At 46.2% G+C, this 16344-nt stretch carries 27 protein-coding genes; all 27 read left to right on the top strand.

The features are described 5' to 3' along the window. The first annotated feature begins 80 nt into the window (after positions 1 to 80). Positions 81 to 551 carry a 30S ribosomal protein S7 gene (gene rpsG / locus AAHF22_RS21445; protein ID WP_017815359.1) on the top strand — a complete coding sequence of 157 codons (471 nt, stop codon included), beginning with the start codon at positions 81 to 83 and terminating at the stop codon, positions 549 to 551. 50 nt (positions 552 to 601) lie between these two features. Next, complete coding sequence (gene fusA, locus AAHF22_RS21440) at positions 602 to 2674, top strand: elongation factor G (protein WP_347327044.1); 2073 nt, start codon at positions 602 to 604, stop codon at positions 2672 to 2674. A 122-nt stretch (positions 2675 to 2796) separates the two neighbouring features. Beyond that, positions 2797 to 3987 carry an elongation factor Tu gene (gene tuf, locus AAHF22_RS21435; protein ID WP_347327043.1) on the top strand — a complete coding sequence of 397 codons (1191 nt, stop codon included), beginning with the start codon at positions 2797 to 2799 and terminating at the stop codon, positions 3985 to 3987. A gap of 331 nt (positions 3988 to 4318) precedes the next feature. Beyond that, positions 4319 to 4627, top strand: a complete 309-nt coding sequence (gene rpsJ, locus AAHF22_RS21430) for a 30S ribosomal protein S10 (protein ID WP_017692074.1) — start codon at positions 4319 to 4321, stop codon at positions 4625 to 4627. 45 nt (positions 4628 to 4672) lie between these two features. Next, positions 4673 to 5296 (top strand): 50S ribosomal protein L3, encoded by a 624-nt coding sequence (gene rplC, locus AAHF22_RS21425; protein WP_322907989.1) that lies wholly within the window; start codon positions 4673 to 4675, stop codon positions 5294 to 5296. A 25-nt stretch (positions 5297 to 5321) separates the two neighbouring features. Continuing rightward, positions 5322 to 5945, top strand: coding sequence for a 50S ribosomal protein L4 (gene rplD, locus AAHF22_RS21420; RefSeq protein WP_347327042.1), 624 nt, complete (start codon positions 5322 to 5324; stop codon positions 5943 to 5945). Then, positions 5945 to 6238, top strand: coding sequence for a 50S ribosomal protein L23 (gene rplW, locus AAHF22_RS21415; RefSeq protein ID WP_188777907.1), 294 nt, complete (start codon positions 5945 to 5947; stop codon positions 6236 to 6238). Before rplD ends, rplW begins: the two co-directional genes overlap by 1 nt. Positions 6239 to 6251: 13 nt before the next feature. Further along, positions 6252 to 7082 carry a 50S ribosomal protein L2 gene (gene rplB, locus AAHF22_RS21410; RefSeq protein ID WP_347327041.1) on the top strand — a complete coding sequence of 277 codons (831 nt, stop codon included), beginning with the start codon at positions 6252 to 6254 and terminating at the stop codon, positions 7080 to 7082. A gap of 62 nt (positions 7083 to 7144) precedes the next feature. Beyond that, complete coding sequence (gene rpsS, locus AAHF22_RS21405) at positions 7145 to 7423, top strand: 30S ribosomal protein S19 (RefSeq protein ID WP_188777901.1); 279 nt, start codon at positions 7145 to 7147, stop codon at positions 7421 to 7423. A gap of 35 nt (positions 7424 to 7458) precedes the next feature. After that, on the top strand, positions 7459 to 7806 hold the full coding sequence (gene rplV / locus AAHF22_RS21400; RefSeq protein WP_347327040.1) for a 50S ribosomal protein L22: 348 nt from the start codon (positions 7459 to 7461) through the stop codon (positions 7804 to 7806). A 15-nt stretch (positions 7807 to 7821) separates the two neighbouring features. Further along, a complete protein-coding gene (gene rpsC / locus AAHF22_RS21395; RefSeq protein WP_347327039.1) occupies positions 7822 to 8487 on the top strand; it encodes a 30S ribosomal protein S3 in 666 nt (221 codons plus the stop codon). Positions 8488 to 8489: 2 nt separating this feature from the next. Further along, positions 8490 to 8924: a 50S ribosomal protein L16 gene (gene rplP / locus AAHF22_RS21390; RefSeq protein WP_188777895.1), complete on the top strand. Its 435-nt coding sequence runs from the start codon at positions 8490 to 8492 to the stop codon at positions 8922 to 8924. Beyond that, complete coding sequence (rpmC, locus tag AAHF22_RS21385) at positions 8914 to 9114, top strand: 50S ribosomal protein L29 (RefSeq protein ID WP_017815370.1); 201 nt, start codon at positions 8914 to 8916, stop codon at positions 9112 to 9114. Before rplP ends, rpmC begins: the two co-directional genes overlap by 11 nt. A gap of 51 nt (positions 9115 to 9165) precedes the next feature. Then, entirely contained in the window at positions 9166 to 9429 is a 264-nt protein-coding gene (gene rpsQ, locus AAHF22_RS21380) for a 30S ribosomal protein S17 (RefSeq protein ID WP_347327038.1), read from the top strand. 37 nt (positions 9430 to 9466) lie between these two features. Then, on the top strand, positions 9467 to 9835 hold the full coding sequence (gene rplN / locus AAHF22_RS21375; RefSeq protein ID WP_017815372.1) for a 50S ribosomal protein L14: 369 nt from the start codon (positions 9467 to 9469) through the stop codon (positions 9833 to 9835). Between the two features lie 53 nt (positions 9836 to 9888). Continuing rightward, positions 9889 to 10245 (top strand): 50S ribosomal protein L24, encoded by a 357-nt coding sequence (gene rplX, locus AAHF22_RS21370; protein ID WP_229685996.1) that lies wholly within the window; start codon positions 9889 to 9891, stop codon positions 10243 to 10245. Between the two features lie 33 nt (positions 10246 to 10278). After that, entirely contained in the window at positions 10279 to 10821 is a 543-nt protein-coding gene (rplE, locus tag AAHF22_RS21365; protein ID WP_347327037.1) for a 50S ribosomal protein L5, read from the top strand. Between the two features lie 70 nt (positions 10822 to 10891). Next, entirely contained in the window at positions 10892 to 11077 is a 186-nt protein-coding gene (locus tag AAHF22_RS21360) for a type Z 30S ribosomal protein S14 (RefSeq protein WP_013312154.1), read from the top strand. 32 nt (positions 11078 to 11109) lie between these two features. Continuing rightward, positions 11110 to 11508, top strand: coding sequence for a 30S ribosomal protein S8 (gene rpsH, locus AAHF22_RS21355; protein ID WP_347327036.1), 399 nt, complete (start codon positions 11110 to 11112; stop codon positions 11506 to 11508). 31 nt (positions 11509 to 11539) lie between these two features. Further along, positions 11540 to 12082, top strand: coding sequence for a 50S ribosomal protein L6 (gene rplF / locus AAHF22_RS21350; RefSeq protein ID WP_347327035.1), 543 nt, complete (start codon positions 11540 to 11542; stop codon positions 12080 to 12082). An 81-nt stretch (positions 12083 to 12163) separates the two neighbouring features. After that, positions 12164 to 12529, top strand: coding sequence for a 50S ribosomal protein L18 (gene rplR, locus AAHF22_RS21345; RefSeq protein WP_188777885.1), 366 nt, complete (start codon positions 12164 to 12166; stop codon positions 12527 to 12529). Positions 12530 to 12555: 26 nt separating this feature from the next. After that, the gene (gene rpsE, locus AAHF22_RS21340; protein ID WP_188777883.1) at positions 12556 to 13053 is read left to right on the top strand and encodes a 30S ribosomal protein S5; all 498 of its coding nucleotides are present in this window, start codon (positions 12556 to 12558) and stop codon (positions 13051 to 13053) included. Between the two features lie 12 nt (positions 13054 to 13065). Next, positions 13066 to 13251: a 50S ribosomal protein L30 gene (rpmD, locus tag AAHF22_RS21335; RefSeq protein WP_188777881.1), complete on the top strand. Its 186-nt coding sequence runs from the start codon at positions 13066 to 13068 to the stop codon at positions 13249 to 13251. 46 nt (positions 13252 to 13297) lie between these two features. After that, entirely contained in the window at positions 13298 to 13738 is a 441-nt protein-coding gene (gene rplO / locus AAHF22_RS21330) for a 50S ribosomal protein L15 (protein WP_188777879.1), read from the top strand. Then, positions 13738 to 15036: a preprotein translocase subunit SecY gene (gene secY / locus AAHF22_RS21325; RefSeq protein ID WP_347327034.1), complete on the top strand. Its 1299-nt coding sequence runs from the start codon at positions 13738 to 13740 to the stop codon at positions 15034 to 15036. Before rplO ends, secY begins: the two co-directional genes overlap by 1 nt. Positions 15037 to 15127: 91 nt before the next feature. After that, entirely contained in the window at positions 15128 to 15772 is a 645-nt protein-coding gene (locus AAHF22_RS21320) for an adenylate kinase (protein WP_347327033.1), read from the top strand. 5 nt (positions 15773 to 15777) lie between these two features. Next, positions 15778 to 16344 (top strand): type I methionyl aminopeptidase (gene map / locus AAHF22_RS21315; RefSeq protein WP_347327032.1); only part of this gene is annotated, 567 nt, incomplete at its 3' end.

Genomic DNA, 16344 nt, shown 5'->3' with positions numbered 1-16344 from the left:
TACAAAACGTCCGAAAGAAAAGAAATAATTTGATGATCGTGCAGACAATAGCACTGCATATTTAAGAAAGGGGGATAAACATGCCAAGAAAAGGCCCAGTTACCAAAAGAGACGTGCTGCCGGATCCAGTGTATAACAGCAAACTTGTTACTCGCTTGATTAACCGCATCATGATCGACGGAAAACGTGGAGTTGCTCAAAGCATTCTTTATAATGCGTTCAACCTGATCCAAGAACGTACAGGAAATGATCCTATGGAAGTATTCGAGGCGGCAATCAAAAACATCATGCCAGTTCTCGAAGTTAAAGCTCGCCGTGTCGGTGGTGCTAACTATCAAGTACCTATCGAAGTTAAGCCGGAGAGACGTACTTCCCTTGGTCTGCGTTGGCTCGTAAACTACTCCCGCAACCGCGGCGAGAAGACGATGGAAGAGCGTTTAGCTGCTGAAATCATCGATGCATCCAACAACACAGGCGCATCTGTTAAGAAACGCGAAGACACGCACAAAATGGCTGAAGCGAACAAAGCATTCGCACACTACCGCTGGTAGGATTCAAGCCTGTTTTCAAAAATTCATATTTTTGAAGGGAGTACCTATTCATGGCAAGAGAGTTCTCCTTGAAAAATACACGTAATATCGGTATCATGGCACACATTGACGCTGGTAAAACTACCACTACAGAACGTATCCTGTTCTACACAGGCCGTACGCACAAAATCGGTGAAGTTCACGAAGGTGCTGCGACTATGGACTGGATGGAGCAAGAGCAAGAGCGTGGTATTACGATCACGTCCGCTGCTACAACTGCTCAGTGGAAGGGCTACCGCGTTAATATCATTGATACTCCAGGTCACGTTGACTTCACCGTTGAAGTAGAACGTTCCCTGCGTGTATTGGACGGGGCCGTAGGCGTATTTAGTGCGAAAGAGGGCGTTGAGCCACAATCCGAGACTGTTTGGAGACAAGCAGACCGTTATGGCGTACCTCGTATCGCTTATGTGAATAAAATGGATATCATCGGTGCAGACTACCTGAATGTTGTTAAAGACATGCGTGAGCGTCTGCAAGCTAATGCAGTTGCGATTCAGTTGCCAATCGGTGCTGAAAACGACTTCGTTGGTATCATTGATATCGTTGAAATGAAAGCTATCCAGTACAAAGATGATCTGGGTAAAGATCCGGTAGATATCGAGATCCCAGCCGATCTGCTGAGCACTGTTGAAGAGCTTCGTATGGAATTGGTAGAGAAAGTTGCAGAACTGGACGAAGACCTGATGATGAAATACCTCGAAGGTGAAGAGCTGACAATCGATGAGATTAAAGCTGCACTGCGTAAAGGTGTTTGTGACGTTAAGATCTTCCCAGTAATCTGTGGTTCCTCTTACCGCAACAAAGGTGTTCAGCCGATGTTGGATGCTGTTATCGATTACCTGCCGTCTCCTCTGGATGTACCGGCGATCAAAGGTGAACTCGAAGACGGTACAGAAGAAGTTCGTCATTCTTCGGATGAAGAGCCTTTCTCTGCACTCGCATTCAAAATCATGACTGACCCTTATGTTGGTAAACTGACATTCTTCCGTGTATACTCTGGTGTACTGCAATCCGGTTCTTACGTTGTGAATGCTACTAAAGGCAAACGCGAACGTATCGGTCGTATTTTGCAGATGCACGCCAACAGCCGTGAAGAAATCAGCGTAGTATACGCTGGTGACATCGCTGCCGCTGTAGGTTTGAAAGATACAGGAACAGGTGATACACTGTGTGATGAGAAACACCCGATCATTCTGGAGTCCATGAACTTCCCTGATCCGGTTATCGAAATCGCTGTAGAACCTAAAACCAAAGCAGACCAAGACAAAATGGCAACTGCTCTGGGCAAACTGACAGAAGAAGATCCTACTCTGCGCGCTTCGACTAACGAAGAAACAGGTCAAACGATCCTGGCAGGTATGGGTGAGCTTCACCTTGATATTATCATCGACCGTATGCGTCGTGAGTTCAAGGTTGAAACGAACGTAGGTCAACCTCAGGTTGCTTATCGTGAAACATTCCGTCAGCCAGCTCGCGTCGAAGGTAAATTCGTACGTCAATCCGGTGGTCGTGGTCAATACGGTCACGTATGGGTTGAATTCGAACCTCTCGAAGCTGGTACGGGTAACCAATTCGAAAGCAAAATCGTCGGTGGTTCCGTACCAAGAGAATACGTTGGTCCAGCACTTGCAGGTATCGAGGAGCAAATGAAGAATGGTGTCATTGCAGGCTTCCCGGTTGTAGACGTTAAAGCTACAGTTGTAGACGGATCTTATCATGATGTCGATTCCAACGAAATGGCGTTTAAAATTGCCGGTTCGATGGCACTCAAAGCAGCGAAAGACAAGTGTAAACCTGTCCTGCTTGAGCCAATCATGAAAGTTGAAGTTACAGTACCAGAAGAGTACATGGGTGACGTAATGGGTATGCTGAACTCCCGTCGCGGCCGTATCGAAGGTATGGATTCCCGTAACGGTACTCAAATTATCCGTGCTAAGGTGCCTCTGTCCGAAATGTTTGGTTATTCCACAACACTTCGTTCCGGTACACAGGGACGCGGCGTGTTCTCCATGGAACTTTCTCACTATGAAGAAGTGCCTAAGAGCATTGCTGAAGCAGTTAGCTCCAAAGCTAACGGCTAATACGCCTGATTTTCGTTTTTACCTATGGGATGTACAGAGAGCGGGTTGACCGCTTTCTGAATCGCATTCCGTACTCATTACAATACACACACAACACTACCTTTAAGGAGGAAATGTTTAAAATGGCTAAAGCTAAATTTGAACGTAATAAACCGCACGTTAACATCGGTACTATCGGTCACGTCGATCATGGTAAAACAACTCTGACAGCTGCAATCACAACTGTACTGTCCAAAACTTATGGCGGTGCTGCTGTAGCATTCGACCAAATCGATAAAGCTCCAGAAGAGCGCGAGCGCGGTATCACGATCTCTACTGCACACGTAGAATACGAAACTCCTAACCGTCACTATGCACACGTTGACTGCCCAGGTCACGCCGACTATGTTAAAAACATGATCACTGGTGCTGCACAAATGGACGGAGCGATCCTGGTTGTATCCGCAGCTGACGGCCCAATGCCACAGACTCGTGAACACATCCTGCTGTCCCGTCAAGTAGGCGTTCCTTACATCGTCGTATTCCTGAACAAATGTGATATGGTTGAAGACGAAGAGCTGCTGGAACTGGTTGAAATGGAAGTTCGCGACCTGCTGAGCGAGTACGAATTCCCAGGCGACGACACTCCAATCACTCGTGGTTCTGCTCGTGAAGCTCTGCAAAACCCTGATGGTGAGTGGGCTAAGAAAATCGTTGAAATGTTCGAAACAATCGATACTTACATCCCAACTCCAGAACGTCAAACTGACAAGCCTTTCCTGATGCCTGTCGAGGACGTATTCTCCATCACTGGTCGTGGTACAGTTGCTACTGGCCGTGTAGAGCGTGGTGTGGTTAAAGTCGGCGATGAAATCGAAATCGTTGGTATCCACGAAGAAACTAAAAAATCCGTAGTTACGGGCGTAGAAATGTTCCGTAAATTGCTGGATTCCGCTCAAGCGGGTGACAACATCGGCGCACTGCTGCGTGGTGTTGATCGTACTCAAATCGAGCGTGGACAAGTACTGTCCAAACCGGGTTCTGTTAACCCACACACTGAGTTCTCCGCTCAGGTTTACGTTCTGACAAAAGAAGAAGGTGGCCGTCACAAGCCTTTCTTCAGTGGTTACCGTCCACAGTTCTACTTCCGTACAACTGACGTAACAGGTATCATCACTCTGCCAGAAGGTACTGAAATGGTTATGCCTGGTGATAACATCACAGTTACAGTATCCCTGATCAACCCAATCGCTATCGAAGAAGGTACTCGCTTCGCGATTCGTGAAGGCGGACGTACTGTAGGCGCTGGCGCGGTTGCTAGCATCTCCAAATAATAAATCTTTCCTCGCGATCTTGTAAGAGATCAGGAAGATTTCCTATAAGCAACATTGTATTGTAACGAAGCAACATTGTATCCTAATCGAAAGTGTAGATAAGGCCTGCTTCCTTCATTGTGAAGCAGGTCTTATTTTTTTATGGAAAAGTTTCAAAAAACACTTGCGTCAATGCTAACTCATCATATATAATAGTTAATGTTGTGCTGAGACGTTGCGATGATGTGAGAGGTTACTGACACACCCGGCTCCTTTGCCATGAGCGGTGCGGTCGGAAAATTTTCACGGAGTATGTCCGATAATAAATTGGGCGATAGAAGGAGGGACTAAAATGGCAAAGCAGAAAATTCGTATTCGCTTGAAAGCATACGATCACAGAATTCTTGATCAATCCGCAGAGAAAATCGTTGAAACGGCTAAACGTTCCGGCGCAGGAGTATCCGGACCGATCCCGCTGCCGACTGAGAAGCAAATCATTACGATTCTTCGCGCGGTACACAAATACAAAGATTCTCGTGAGCAATTCGAACAACGTACACATAAACGTTTGATCGATATTGTAAACCCAACTCCACAAACTGTGGATGCTCTGATGCGTCTGGACTTACCGTCTGGCGTAGATATCGAAATTAAATTGTAATCCACATAGATTGTGGTACTACGGAAAGTAGAAAGAGGTGTCAACATGAAAGGTATCTTAGGAAGAAAACTGGGTATGACTCAAGTCTTTACCGCGGAAGGTAACGTTATTCCTGTAACGGTTATCGAAGCTGGACCATGTGTGGTTCTGCAGAAGAAAGACCTGGAAAATGACGGATACGAAGCGGTACAAATCGGTTTTGCGGACAAGAAAGCTAATCGCGCAAACAAACCGGAAGCAGGACATGCTACTAAAGCAAACACTGTGCCTAAGCGCTACGTTCGCGAAATTCGCGGTGTTGACCTCGCTAGTGTCGAGGTTGGCCAGGAACTGAAAGCAGATTTATTTGCTCAAGGTGAATTCGTTGATGTAACGGGTATTTCCAAAGGTAAAGGTTTTGCCGGCGTAATTAAACGTTGGGGCCAAAGCCGCGGACCAATGTCTCACGGTTCCCGTTACCATCGTAGACCAGGTTCCATGGGTTCCATCCAGGCTAACCGTGTACCAAAAGGTAAACGTCTGCCAGGACACATGGGTCATGATACAGTAACGATCCAACGTCTTGAAGTTATTCGCGTCGATGCTGAGCGTAACGTAATTCTCGTTAAAGGCTCCATCCCAGGCCCGAAAAACAGCTTCGTTAAAGTAAAAGAAACGGTGAAGAAATAAGTAAAAAAGAAAGGAGGAACATGAAATGCCAAAAGTAGCACTTTACAGCATTGATGGCAAACAAGTAGGCGAGATCGAATTGAGCGATTCCGTATTCGGTATCGAGCCTAATGCCAGCGTGCTCCACGATGCAGTAGTTATGCAACGCGCTTCCCTTCGTCTGGGTACTCACAAAGTAAAAGGACGTTCTGAAGTACGCGGTGGTGGACGCAAACCTTGGAAACAAAAAGGAACTGGACGTGCCCGTCAGGGTTCTATCCGCTCCCCACAATGGAAAGGCGGCGGCGTAGTATTCGGACCAACTCCGCGCAGCTATGCTTTCAAACTGCCTAAAAAAGTTCGTCGTCTGGCGATCAAATCGGCTCTGTCTTCTAAAGTGATTGCTAACGAAATCATCGTTCTGGATGCTCTGACTCTGAACACTCCAAAAACGAAAGAATTCGTAGCGATTCTGAACAACTTGAACGTAGACCGTAAAGCACTGGTAGTTGCTTCGGAATACGACAACAATGTTGCTCTGTCCGCTCGTAACATCCCAGGTATTAAATTTGTTGCAGCTGATGGTGTGAATGTTCTCGACGTGCTCGTGCACGACAAACTGATTCTGACTAAGGATGCAGTTCAGAAGGTACAGGAGGTGTTCGCGTAATGAAGGATCCTCGTGATATCATTAAGCGTCCGGTAATTACTGAGCGCACTGCTGAGTATATGAGCGAATTGAAATATGCTTTCGAAGTAGACATTCGTTCTAATAAAACCGAAATCAAAAAGGCAATTGAAGAAATCTTCAAAGTGAAAGTGTCGAAAGTCAACACTCTTCGCATGCCTGCTAAACCAAAACGCTATGGTCGCTACAATGGCTATACTTCCGAATGGAAAAAAGCTATCGTAACATTGACTTCAGATAGCAAACCGCTAGAGTTTTTTGAATCTGTAGAGTAAGGAGGGACAACCTGTGCCTATTAAAAAGTACAAACCAACTTCGCCGGCTCGTCGTAATATGAGTGTTTCTACATTCGAAGAGATTACAACGAATCAACCGGAGAAAACGTTGCTGGCTCCACTTTTCAAAAAAGCTGGACGCAACAACCAAGGTAAAATCACTGTTCGTCACCACGGCGGCGGACACAAGCGTAAATACCGTATCATCGACTTCAAACGCAACAAGGATGGAATACCAGGTCGCGTTGCTACAATCGAGTACGATCCAAACCGTACTTCCAACATTGCACTGCTGCACTATGCAGATGGTGAAAAACGTTATATCATCGCTCCAAAAGGACTGAAAGTTGGAGATCAAGTATTCTCCGGCGCGGACGCTGATATCAAAATCGGTAACTCCCTTCCACTGGAAAACATTCCGGTTGGTACAGTTATCCACAACATCGAATTGAAACCAGGTAAAGGTGGTCAGCTGGTACGTGCAGCTGGTACGGAAGCCCAATTGCTTGGTAAAGAAGAAAAATACGTATCTATCCGCCTGTCTTCCGGTGAAGTACGTCGCGTACTGAAAGTATGTCGCGCTACAATCGGTTCCGTAGGTAACGAAGATCATGAATTGGTTAAAATCGGTAAAGCTGGTCGTAACCGCTGGTTGGGCAAACGTCCACAAGTTCGAGGCGTAGTTATGAACCCTAACGATCACCCACACGGTGGTGGTGAAGGTAAAGCTCCGATCGGCCGTAAATCTCCAATGTCGCCTTGGGGTAAACCAACTCTGGGTTACAAAACTCGTAAAAAAGGTAAAGCTTCCGATCAATACATCATTCGTCGCCGCACGAAGTAATCTTTGTGCGTGACTGATGTACCCGGTAAAGAAGCATGAACAGTGAAGGGAGGATTTCAACGATGAGCCGTAGTCTTAAAAAAGGTCCTTTCGTGGATGGATACTTGCTGAAAAAAGTAGAAGTGCTGGATGCTGATAGCAAAAAAGCAGTGATCAAAACTTGGTCCCGTCGCTCTACAATTTTCCCACAATTCATCGGACACACATTTGCAGTCTATGATGGACGCAAACACGTGCCTGTATACGTAACTGAGGATATGGTAGGTCACAAACTCGGTGAGTTTGCTCCAACTCGTACGTACAAAGGTCATACTGATGACGACAGAAAAACAAGACGTTAATATAGAGTGGTAACAGTAAGAGAGGAGGTCACGCAATGCAAGCGAAAGCACATGCAAAGTTTGTACGCATCGCTCCGCGTAAAGTTCAACTCGTTGTTGATCTGATCCGCGGTAAGCAAGTTGGTGAAGCGATCGCAATTCTGCGTCACACACCAAAATCTGCGTCTCCGGTAGTTGAGAAGTTGCTCAATTCCGCAATCGCAAACGCTGAGTTCATCAGCTCTGAGAAAAACGAATCTATGGACGTGAACAGCCTGTTCATTTCCGAGGTTTACGTAAACCAAGGTCCTACTTTGAAACGTTTCCGCCCTCGTGCAATGGGACGCGCAAGTAAGATCAACAAACGTACTAGCCACATTTCTTTGGTGGTAACTGAAAAATAAAAGGAGGGAAAACGTGTGGGCCAAAAGGTAAATCCCATCGGATTGCGTGTAGGTATTATCCGTGACTGGGAATCTAAATGGTATGCTGGTAAAGATTTTGGCGATCTTCTTCTGGAAGACGTTAAGATTCGTGAATACCTGAAGAAGAAACTGAAGGAGTCCGCTGTCTCCCGTATCGAAATCGAGAGAGCGGCTAATCGTGTGAACGTAACAATCCACACCGCAAAACCAGGTATGGTTATCGGACGCGGTGGTTCCGAAGTTGAAGTTCTTCGTAACGAAGTAACTAAAATTGCGGGCGGTAAAAAAGTTCACATCAACATTTCCGAAATCAAGAACCAAGATCTGGATGCAACTCTCGTTGCTGAAAGCATTGCACAACAACTGGAACGTCGCGTTTCTTTCCGTCGTGCTCTGAAACAATCGATTCAAAGAACTATGCGCTCTGGCGCTAAAGGTATTAAAACAGCCGTTAGCGGACGTCTTGGCGGTGCTGAAATCGCCCGTTCCGAAGGTTATAGCGAAGGAACTGTTCCACTGCATACACTTCGTGCTGATATCGATTATGGTACAGCTGAAGCTCATACTACTTACGGTCGTATCGGCGTAAAAGTATGGATCTATCGTGGCGAGGTTCTTCCTACGGCTAAGAGACAAGCTGCTCAGGAAGGAGGCAACTAATCATGTTGGTACCTAAACGTGTAAAACACCGTAAACAGCATCGTCCAGGCATGAAAGGACGCGCTAAAGGCGGTACTGAACTGAACTTTGGTGAATTTGGTCTACAGTCCCTGGAACCTGCTTGGGTGACAAACCGTCAGATCGAAGCTGCCCGTATTGCTATGACTCGTTATATCAAACGTGGTGGTAAAGTATGGATCAAAATTTTCCCGGATAAGCCAATCACTCAAAAACCTCTTGAGGTTCGTATGGGTAGCGGTAAAGGTAACGTAGAAAAATGGGTTGCCATCGTAAAACCAGGAAAAATTATGTTTGAACTTGCCGGCGTATCTGAGGAAATCGCGCGTGAAGCAATGCGTCTGGCTTCCCATAAGCTGCCTGTAAAAACTAAGTTTGTGAAACGTGAAGAATTGGGTGGTGAAGCAAATGAAGGCTAATGAATTGCGCAACCTTACCACTGCTGAAATCGAGCAAAAGATTGCTGGTTTTAAAGAGGAACTCTTTAACCTGCGCTTTCAACTTGCTACCGGTCAATTGGATAACCCTACTCGCATTAGCGCTGTCCGCAAGCAAATTGCACGTGCTAAAACAGTAGTTCGTGAAAGAGAACTCGGAATTACTTCATAATATCCAACATTTGACGGACTGTGAGCCCGTCAGCAAGGGAGGAGGCCCACTATGAGCGAACGCAATGCCCGTAAAGTGCAGGTAGGTAAAGTTGTCAGCGACAAGATGGACAAAACAATCGTTGTAGCTGTAGAAACTTACAAAAAGCATGACCTGTATCACAAACGCATTAAGTACACTAAAAAATTCAAAGCTCATGATGAAAACAACACTGCGAAAATCGGTGACGTTGTTAAAATCATGGAAACTCGTCCACTGTCGAAAGACAAAAACTGGAGACTCGTGGAGATCGTAGAAGAAGCAGTCATCATTTAATGATGAACGATAAGCTGTCCGGAAGGAGGAACTAGAAATGATTCAACCATTTACACGTTTGGCTGTAGCCGATAACTCCGGCGCAAAAGAACTGATGTGTATCCGCGTATTAGGTGGTACTGGACGTCGTACAGCTGCAATCGGTGACACTATCGTATGTTCTGTAAAACAAGCAACACCAGGCGGCGTTGTCAAAAAAGGTGATGTTGTTAAAGCAGTAGTTGTTCGCACGAAGAGCTCTGTACGTCGTAAAGACGGTTCTTACATCGCATTTGACGAAAACGCAGCAGTGGTAATCAAAGACGATAAAGGCCCTCGTGGTACTCGTATCTTTGGACCAGTTGCTCGTGAACTGCGCGATCGCGATTACATGAAAATCGTTTCCCTGGCTCCAGAAGTCATCTAAACGATCCCGATATAGGGCCGTGTGCCTGAGTGAGTTATAGGAGGTGTACAGAAATGGCTAAAGTGAAAAAAGTTTTGGAATCCCACAACAACAAGCTGCACGTTAAAAAGGATGACACGGTTATCGTAATCAGCGGTAAAGACAAAGGTAAAAAAGGTCGCATCATCGCTGCTTATCCTCGTGAAAACCGCGTGCTGGTTGAAGGTGTGAACATGATTACGAAGCACCAAAAACCGTCTCAGCTGAACCCGCAAGGCGGACGCATCGAGCAAGAAGCACCTATCCACGTGTCTAACGTAATGCACGTTGATCCAAAGGACGGAAAGAAAGTAACCCGCGTTGGTTACAAAACACTGGACAACGGCAAGAAAGTTCGTGTGGCTAAGCGCTCCGGCGATACAATCGATTAATAACTACTGTTCAAGAAAGGAGGACCTTCCCCAATGGCTTCAAGAATGAAAGATATGTACCTGAACGAAATCGTTCCTGCTCTGACTACGAAGTTTCAATACAAAACGGTAATGCAAGTACCTAAAGTTGAGAAAATCGTTATCAACATGGGTGTGGGCGAAGCGGTATCGAACTCCAAGGTTTTGGATTCTGCTGTAAACGATCTTCAACTGATCGCTGGTCAAAAACCAGTTATCACTCGCGCTAAAAAATCCATCGCTGGATTTAAGCTGCGTGAAGGTATGCCAATCGGTGTTAAAGTAACACTGCGCGGTGATCGCATGTACTACTTCCTGGACAAACTGGTTAACATTACACTGCCTCGCGTGCGTGACTTCCGCGGTGTTTCTTCCAAAGCGTTCGACGGTCGTGGTAACTACACACTGGGTCTTAAAGAGCAACTGATCTTCCCAGAGATCGAGTACGATAAAGTCGATAAAGTACGTGGTATGGATATCGTTATCGTAACAACTGCGAAAACAGACGAAGAGTCCCGTGAGCTTCTGACTCAACTGGGAATGCCTTTCGTAAAATAAGATGGTCTAAGTACGGGGTTCTAATATAAGCCCCTTTTTCTCCGAAAATATTTAGGAGGTGTCAGGCGAAGTGGCTAAAACTTCAATGAAAGTCAAACAACAGCGTACTCCGAAGTTCAAAGTGCGTGCTTACACTCGTTGCGAACGTTGTGGTCGTCCACATTCCGTTTTGCAAAAGTTTAAAATCTGCCGTATTTGCTTCCGCGAATTGGCTTACAAAGGCCAGATTCCTGGCGTGAAAAAAGCAAGCTGGTAAATCATTGATTAACAGGAAGGAGGTTCACACACATGTCTATGTCAGATCCAATTGCTGATATGCTTACACGTATTCGTAACGCGAACACAGTGCGTCACGAAACAGTAGAAGTTCCAGCTTCCAAAATGAAAAAGCAAATCGCTGATATTCTGAAGCGCGAAGGCTTCATCCGTGATGCTGAATTCGTTGAGGACAACAAACAAGGAATTATCCGTATCTTCCTGAAGTACGGTCAAAATAACGAACGCGTAATTACTGGTCTGAAACGTATCAGTAAACCAGGACTTCGTGTTTACACAAAGAGCAACGAGGTTCCTCGCGTTCTTGGTGGACTCGGAATCGCGATCATCTCTACTTCTAGTGGAGTAGTAACTGATAAAGAGGCTCGTCAAGCAAAAAGCGGCGGCGAAGTTATTTGCTACGTTTGGTAATTGACGTCATAAAATAAGGAGGTGCAATGCAATGTCCCGTATTGGTCGTAAACCAATTGAAGTACCAAGTGGTGTAGAGGTGACTCTGAACAACACTACTCTGACGGTAAAAGGTCCGAAAGGAACCCTGTCCCGCCAACTTCACCAAGATATGAAAGTAGTCGTTGAAGGTAACGTGATCACGATTGAGCGTCCTTCTGACAATAAACTGCATCGTTCCCTGCACGGAACTACACGCAGCGTAGTAAGCAACATGGTTAGCGGAGTAACTACTGGTTTCTCCAAAGCCCTGGAACTGGTTGGTGTCGGATACCGCGCAAGCAAATCTGGCGATAAAATCGTTCTGAACGTTGGTTACTCTCACCCGGTAGAAATCACTCCAGAAGCTGGCATCGAATTCGATGTTCCTTCTAACACACGTATCGTCGTTAACGGTATCGATAAAGAGCGCGTAGGTGCTTATGCTGCGAAAATCCGTTCCGTTCGTGAACCAGAACCGTATAAAGGTAAAGGTATCAAGTACGAAGGCGAACGCATTCTGCGTAAAGAAGGTAAAGCTGGTAAGAAGAAGTAAGCTAGGGGATAATTTTGAATTACCCCGAGCTGCTTAGCTTGAAGCTAGCTCATGTATAATGAAAGGAGTGAAAGATAAGTCATGATTACTAAAGCGGATAAAAACAAAGCTCGTCTGAAAAGACACCTGCGTGTTCGTAAGAACATCACTGGTACAGCTGCACGTCCACGTCTGAACGTGTTCCGTTCTTCCAAACACATTTATGCTCAATTGATCGATGACGTGGCTGGCGTAACTCTCGTTTCTGCTTCCACTCTGGATAAAGAGATCGGCGAAATCAAAAACGGCGGTAGCGTTGAAGCAGCTGCTCAAGTTGGCGAACTAATCGCAAAACGTGCGAAAGACAAAGGACACGAGGTTGTAGTATTCGATCGCGGTGGCTATTTGTATCACGGACGGATTAAAGCCCTGGCAGATGCAGCTCGTGAAGCGGGTCTTCAATTCTAATCTATTGCAAAAAGGAGGTAAACGACTTGCGTATTGATCCAAATACTTTGGAACTGACTGAAAGAGTAGTTCACATCAACCGTGTTGCTAAAGTAGTAAAGGGCGGACGTCGCTTTAGCTTTAGCGCGCTGGTAGTAGTAGGCGATGGTAAAGGCTGGGTTGGTGCTGGTCTGGGTAAAGCTGGCGAAGTACCTGACGCGATCCGTAAAGGTATCGAAGATGCTAAGAAAAACCTGATCCACGTTCCACTCGTAGGAACAACAATTCCTCACCTGGTAAACGGTAAATTCGGCGCAGGCCGCGTTATGCTGAAACCAGCATCGGAAGGTACTGGCGTTATCGCTGGTGGTCCAGTTCGTGCTGTTCTGGAACTCGCTGGCGTAGGCGACATCTTGACAAAATCCCTGGGTTCTTCGAATTCCATGAATATGGTTAACGCTACACTTGAAGGCTTGTCTCGCCTGAAACGTGCTGAAGACGTAGCTAAACTGCGTGGAAAAACAATCGAAGAGCTGCTCGGTTAAGGAGGGAATCACATGGCTAAATTGGAAATTACCCTCGTCCGTAGCGTGATTGGCCGTCCAGAAACACAACGTGTTACTGTGAAAACTTTGGGACTGCGTAAGCTGAACCATTCGGTCATTCAAGAAGACAATGCTGCAATTCGCGGCATGGTTAACCAAGTAAAACACTTGGTATCTGTAAAAGAAATTCAAGGCTAATTGATCGAAAGATTAGCCTATTATCAATAAGGAGGTGCAACGAACGATGAAATTGCATGAGCTTTCTCCAGCTCCTGGTTCCCGCAAAGAACGCAAACGCGTAGGTCGTGGTACTAGTAGCGGTACAGGTAAAACATCGGGTCGTGGTCACAAAGGACAAAACTCCCGCTCTGGCGGTGGCGTTCGTCCAGGATTTGAAGGCGGTCAAAACCCATTGTATCGTCGTTTGCCAAAACGTGGATTTGTTAACCCTACCCGTAAAGAGTACGCTCTGGTAAACGTAGCTGAACTGAACAGTCTGGCTGCTGACACAGAAGTAACTCCGGAGTTCTTGATGGAACAAGGTATGGTCAAAAACGCGAAGAGCGGCATTAAGATCCTCGGCAACGGTGATCTGACTGTAAAACTGACTGTAAAAGCGAATAAGTTCTCTCAATCTGCGGTAGAGAAGATCGAGGCTGCCGGCGGTAAAACCGAGGTGATCTAATGTTCAAGACCCTGAAGAATATATGGCGGGTGGAAGACCTTAGAAATCGGATACTTTTTACTTTGCTGGTGCTGATTGTCTACCGTATCGGTTCGTTTGTACCAGTACCTGGAGTAAACACGGAAGTTTTCACTGCTGTAAATAACCAGGGGCAAGAATTGTTCGGTCTTCTAAACACTTTCTCCGGTGGTGCATTGTCGCGTTTCTCGATCTTTGCCCTCGGAATCATGCCGTATATCACCGCGTCCATCATCGTACAGCTTTTGTCGATGGACGTAATTCCGAAATTTGCGGAATGGGCTAAACAAGGGGAACACGGTAAAAAGAAACTGGCGCAGGTCACCCGTTATGGTACAATCATTTTGGGTCTGATCCAGGCTTTTGGTACGTCTATCGGTTTCAACCGTTTGTACAATACAGAGATGATTCCAGGCGCTACGTTCTGGAGTTACGCTCTGATTGCGATTGTATTAACTGCCGGTACATCTTTCCTGATGTGGCTGGGTGAGCAAATTACCGAAAAAGGGATTGGTAACGGGATTTCGATTATCATCTTCGCTGGTATCGTTGCGGCTATTCCGCAGCATATCCGTGATATGGTTCAATCCGATTTCCTTACCCAGGGTCAGACGTTCATGAACGTGATCAAGCTGGCTGTCGTTGTAATTGTGGTCGTCCTAGTCGTAATTGGAGTTATTTTCATCCAACAGGGGATCCGGAAAATTCCTGTCCAATACGCAAAACGTGTGGTTGGGAACAAAATGTATGGTGGACAAAATACTCACATTCCATTGAAAATTAACTCGGCTGGTGTAATCCCTGTTATCTTTGCAGTGTCATTACTTCAGTTCCCGGTAATTATCGCCAACTTCTGGTCAACACATTTGTGGGCGCAATGGGTGACAAAAAATCTATCGTACAACCAGCCTTTAGGCATGGTTCTTTATGTAATCATGATTATCGGCTTTACGTTCTTCTATACATTTGTACAAATGAACCCTACACAAATGGCAGATAACATGAAGAAGAACGGTGGGTACATTCCAGGTGTTCGTCCAGGCAAACCTACGGCAACGTATCTGACAAAAGTGATGACACGTTTGACGATGACAGGTTCTCTGTTCCTGGCGCTCATTTCGGTGCTGCCGGTATTCCTTGGTGCAATCTCCGGTTTGCCGCAATCGGTTCAAATCGGTGGTACGTCGCTTCTTATCGTAATCGGTGTTGCACTGGATACGATGAAAACGATCGAAAGCCAACTTATCAAACGTCATTATAAAGGTTTTATTAATAAATAGACGGCAGGTTCCGGTGAATGGTGAATTCCGTTCCAACCGGCACCTTTCCGTGCTGTTCTTGCAATAGTCGTTTTGGGGGGAGTGAAGTAGCGTGAACATCATATTCATGGGACCTCCGGGAGCTGGTAAAGGAACGCAAGCTGCTGTTATCGTTAAAGAGCTTGGTATTCCTCATATCTCGACAGGCGATGCATTTCGTCTGGCGATCAAGCAGGAGACACCAATTGGTGTAAAGGCGAAGTCCTACATCGATCAGGGTCTGCTTGTACCGGATGACGTAACCAACGGAATTGTGGAAGAGCGACTCGCTCAACCTGACTGTGAGAAAGGTTTTTTGCTTGACGGTTATCCAAGAACGCTGGCTCAGGCTGAAGCGCTCGACAACATGCTGGCAGCAATGGACCGTAAGCTGGACCACGTAATCAATCTGAAGGTAGACCGCGATAAGCTGCTCGTTCGCATTACCGGACGACGCATTTGCAGAACATGCGGCGCTACGTATCACATTGTTTTCAATCCACCAAAACAAGAGGGCATTTGCGATCTTGATGGCGGTGAACTCTACCAGAGACCCGATGACAACGAAGAAAGCGTAGCGACTCGTCTTGACGAGTATGGCAACAAAACGGCCCCGCTATTGACTTACTACGGTGATCAGCATTTGGTAAGAGACATTGATGGCGAACAGGGCATTGACAAAGTATCCTCTGATATTGTGTCACTGCTTCGGGGTTAAGCAGAATGATCATTTGCAAATCCGAAACAGAACTTGGCTTTATGAGAGAAGCAGGGCGAATTGTTGCTGAAACTCATGCTCTGATCAAGCAATACATTGAGCCAGGGATTACAACGGAAGAGCTTGATGTCATTGCGGATCGTTACATTCGCAGCCAGAATGCCTTGCCGTCATTCAAAGGATACAATGGTTTTCCTGCCAGTATTTGTGCTTCGGTGAACGAGGAACTCGTTCATGGATTCCCAAGCAAACGCAAACTGCAAGAGGGCGACATCGTGACTTTTGATATTGGAGCCCAATATCAGGGATATCACGGTGATTCGGCGTGGACATATCCGGTCGGCACCATTTCCGACGAAGCGAAGCGCCTTCTGGACGTTACGGAGGGAGCTTTATTTGCGGGTTTGGAGCTAGTGAAGCCGGATGTGCGTCTGTTTACTATATCGCATGCAATACAGCGTTTTATCGAAGATGCCGGCATGTCTGTCGTACGCGAGTACGTAGGTCACGGCATCGGAACTAAATTGCACGAAGATCCAAAGATTCCGAATTACGGAATTGCGGACCGGGGG

Origin of the sequence: Paenibacillus wenxiniae, from assembly GCF_039822605.1 — a bacterium.
GTDB lineage: Bacteria > Bacillota > Bacilli > Paenibacillales > Paenibacillaceae > Saccharibacillus > Saccharibacillus wenxiniae.
The sequence above is the reverse complement of the archived record's forward strand: the minus strand, read 5'-3'. Positions and strand labels throughout refer to the sequence as shown.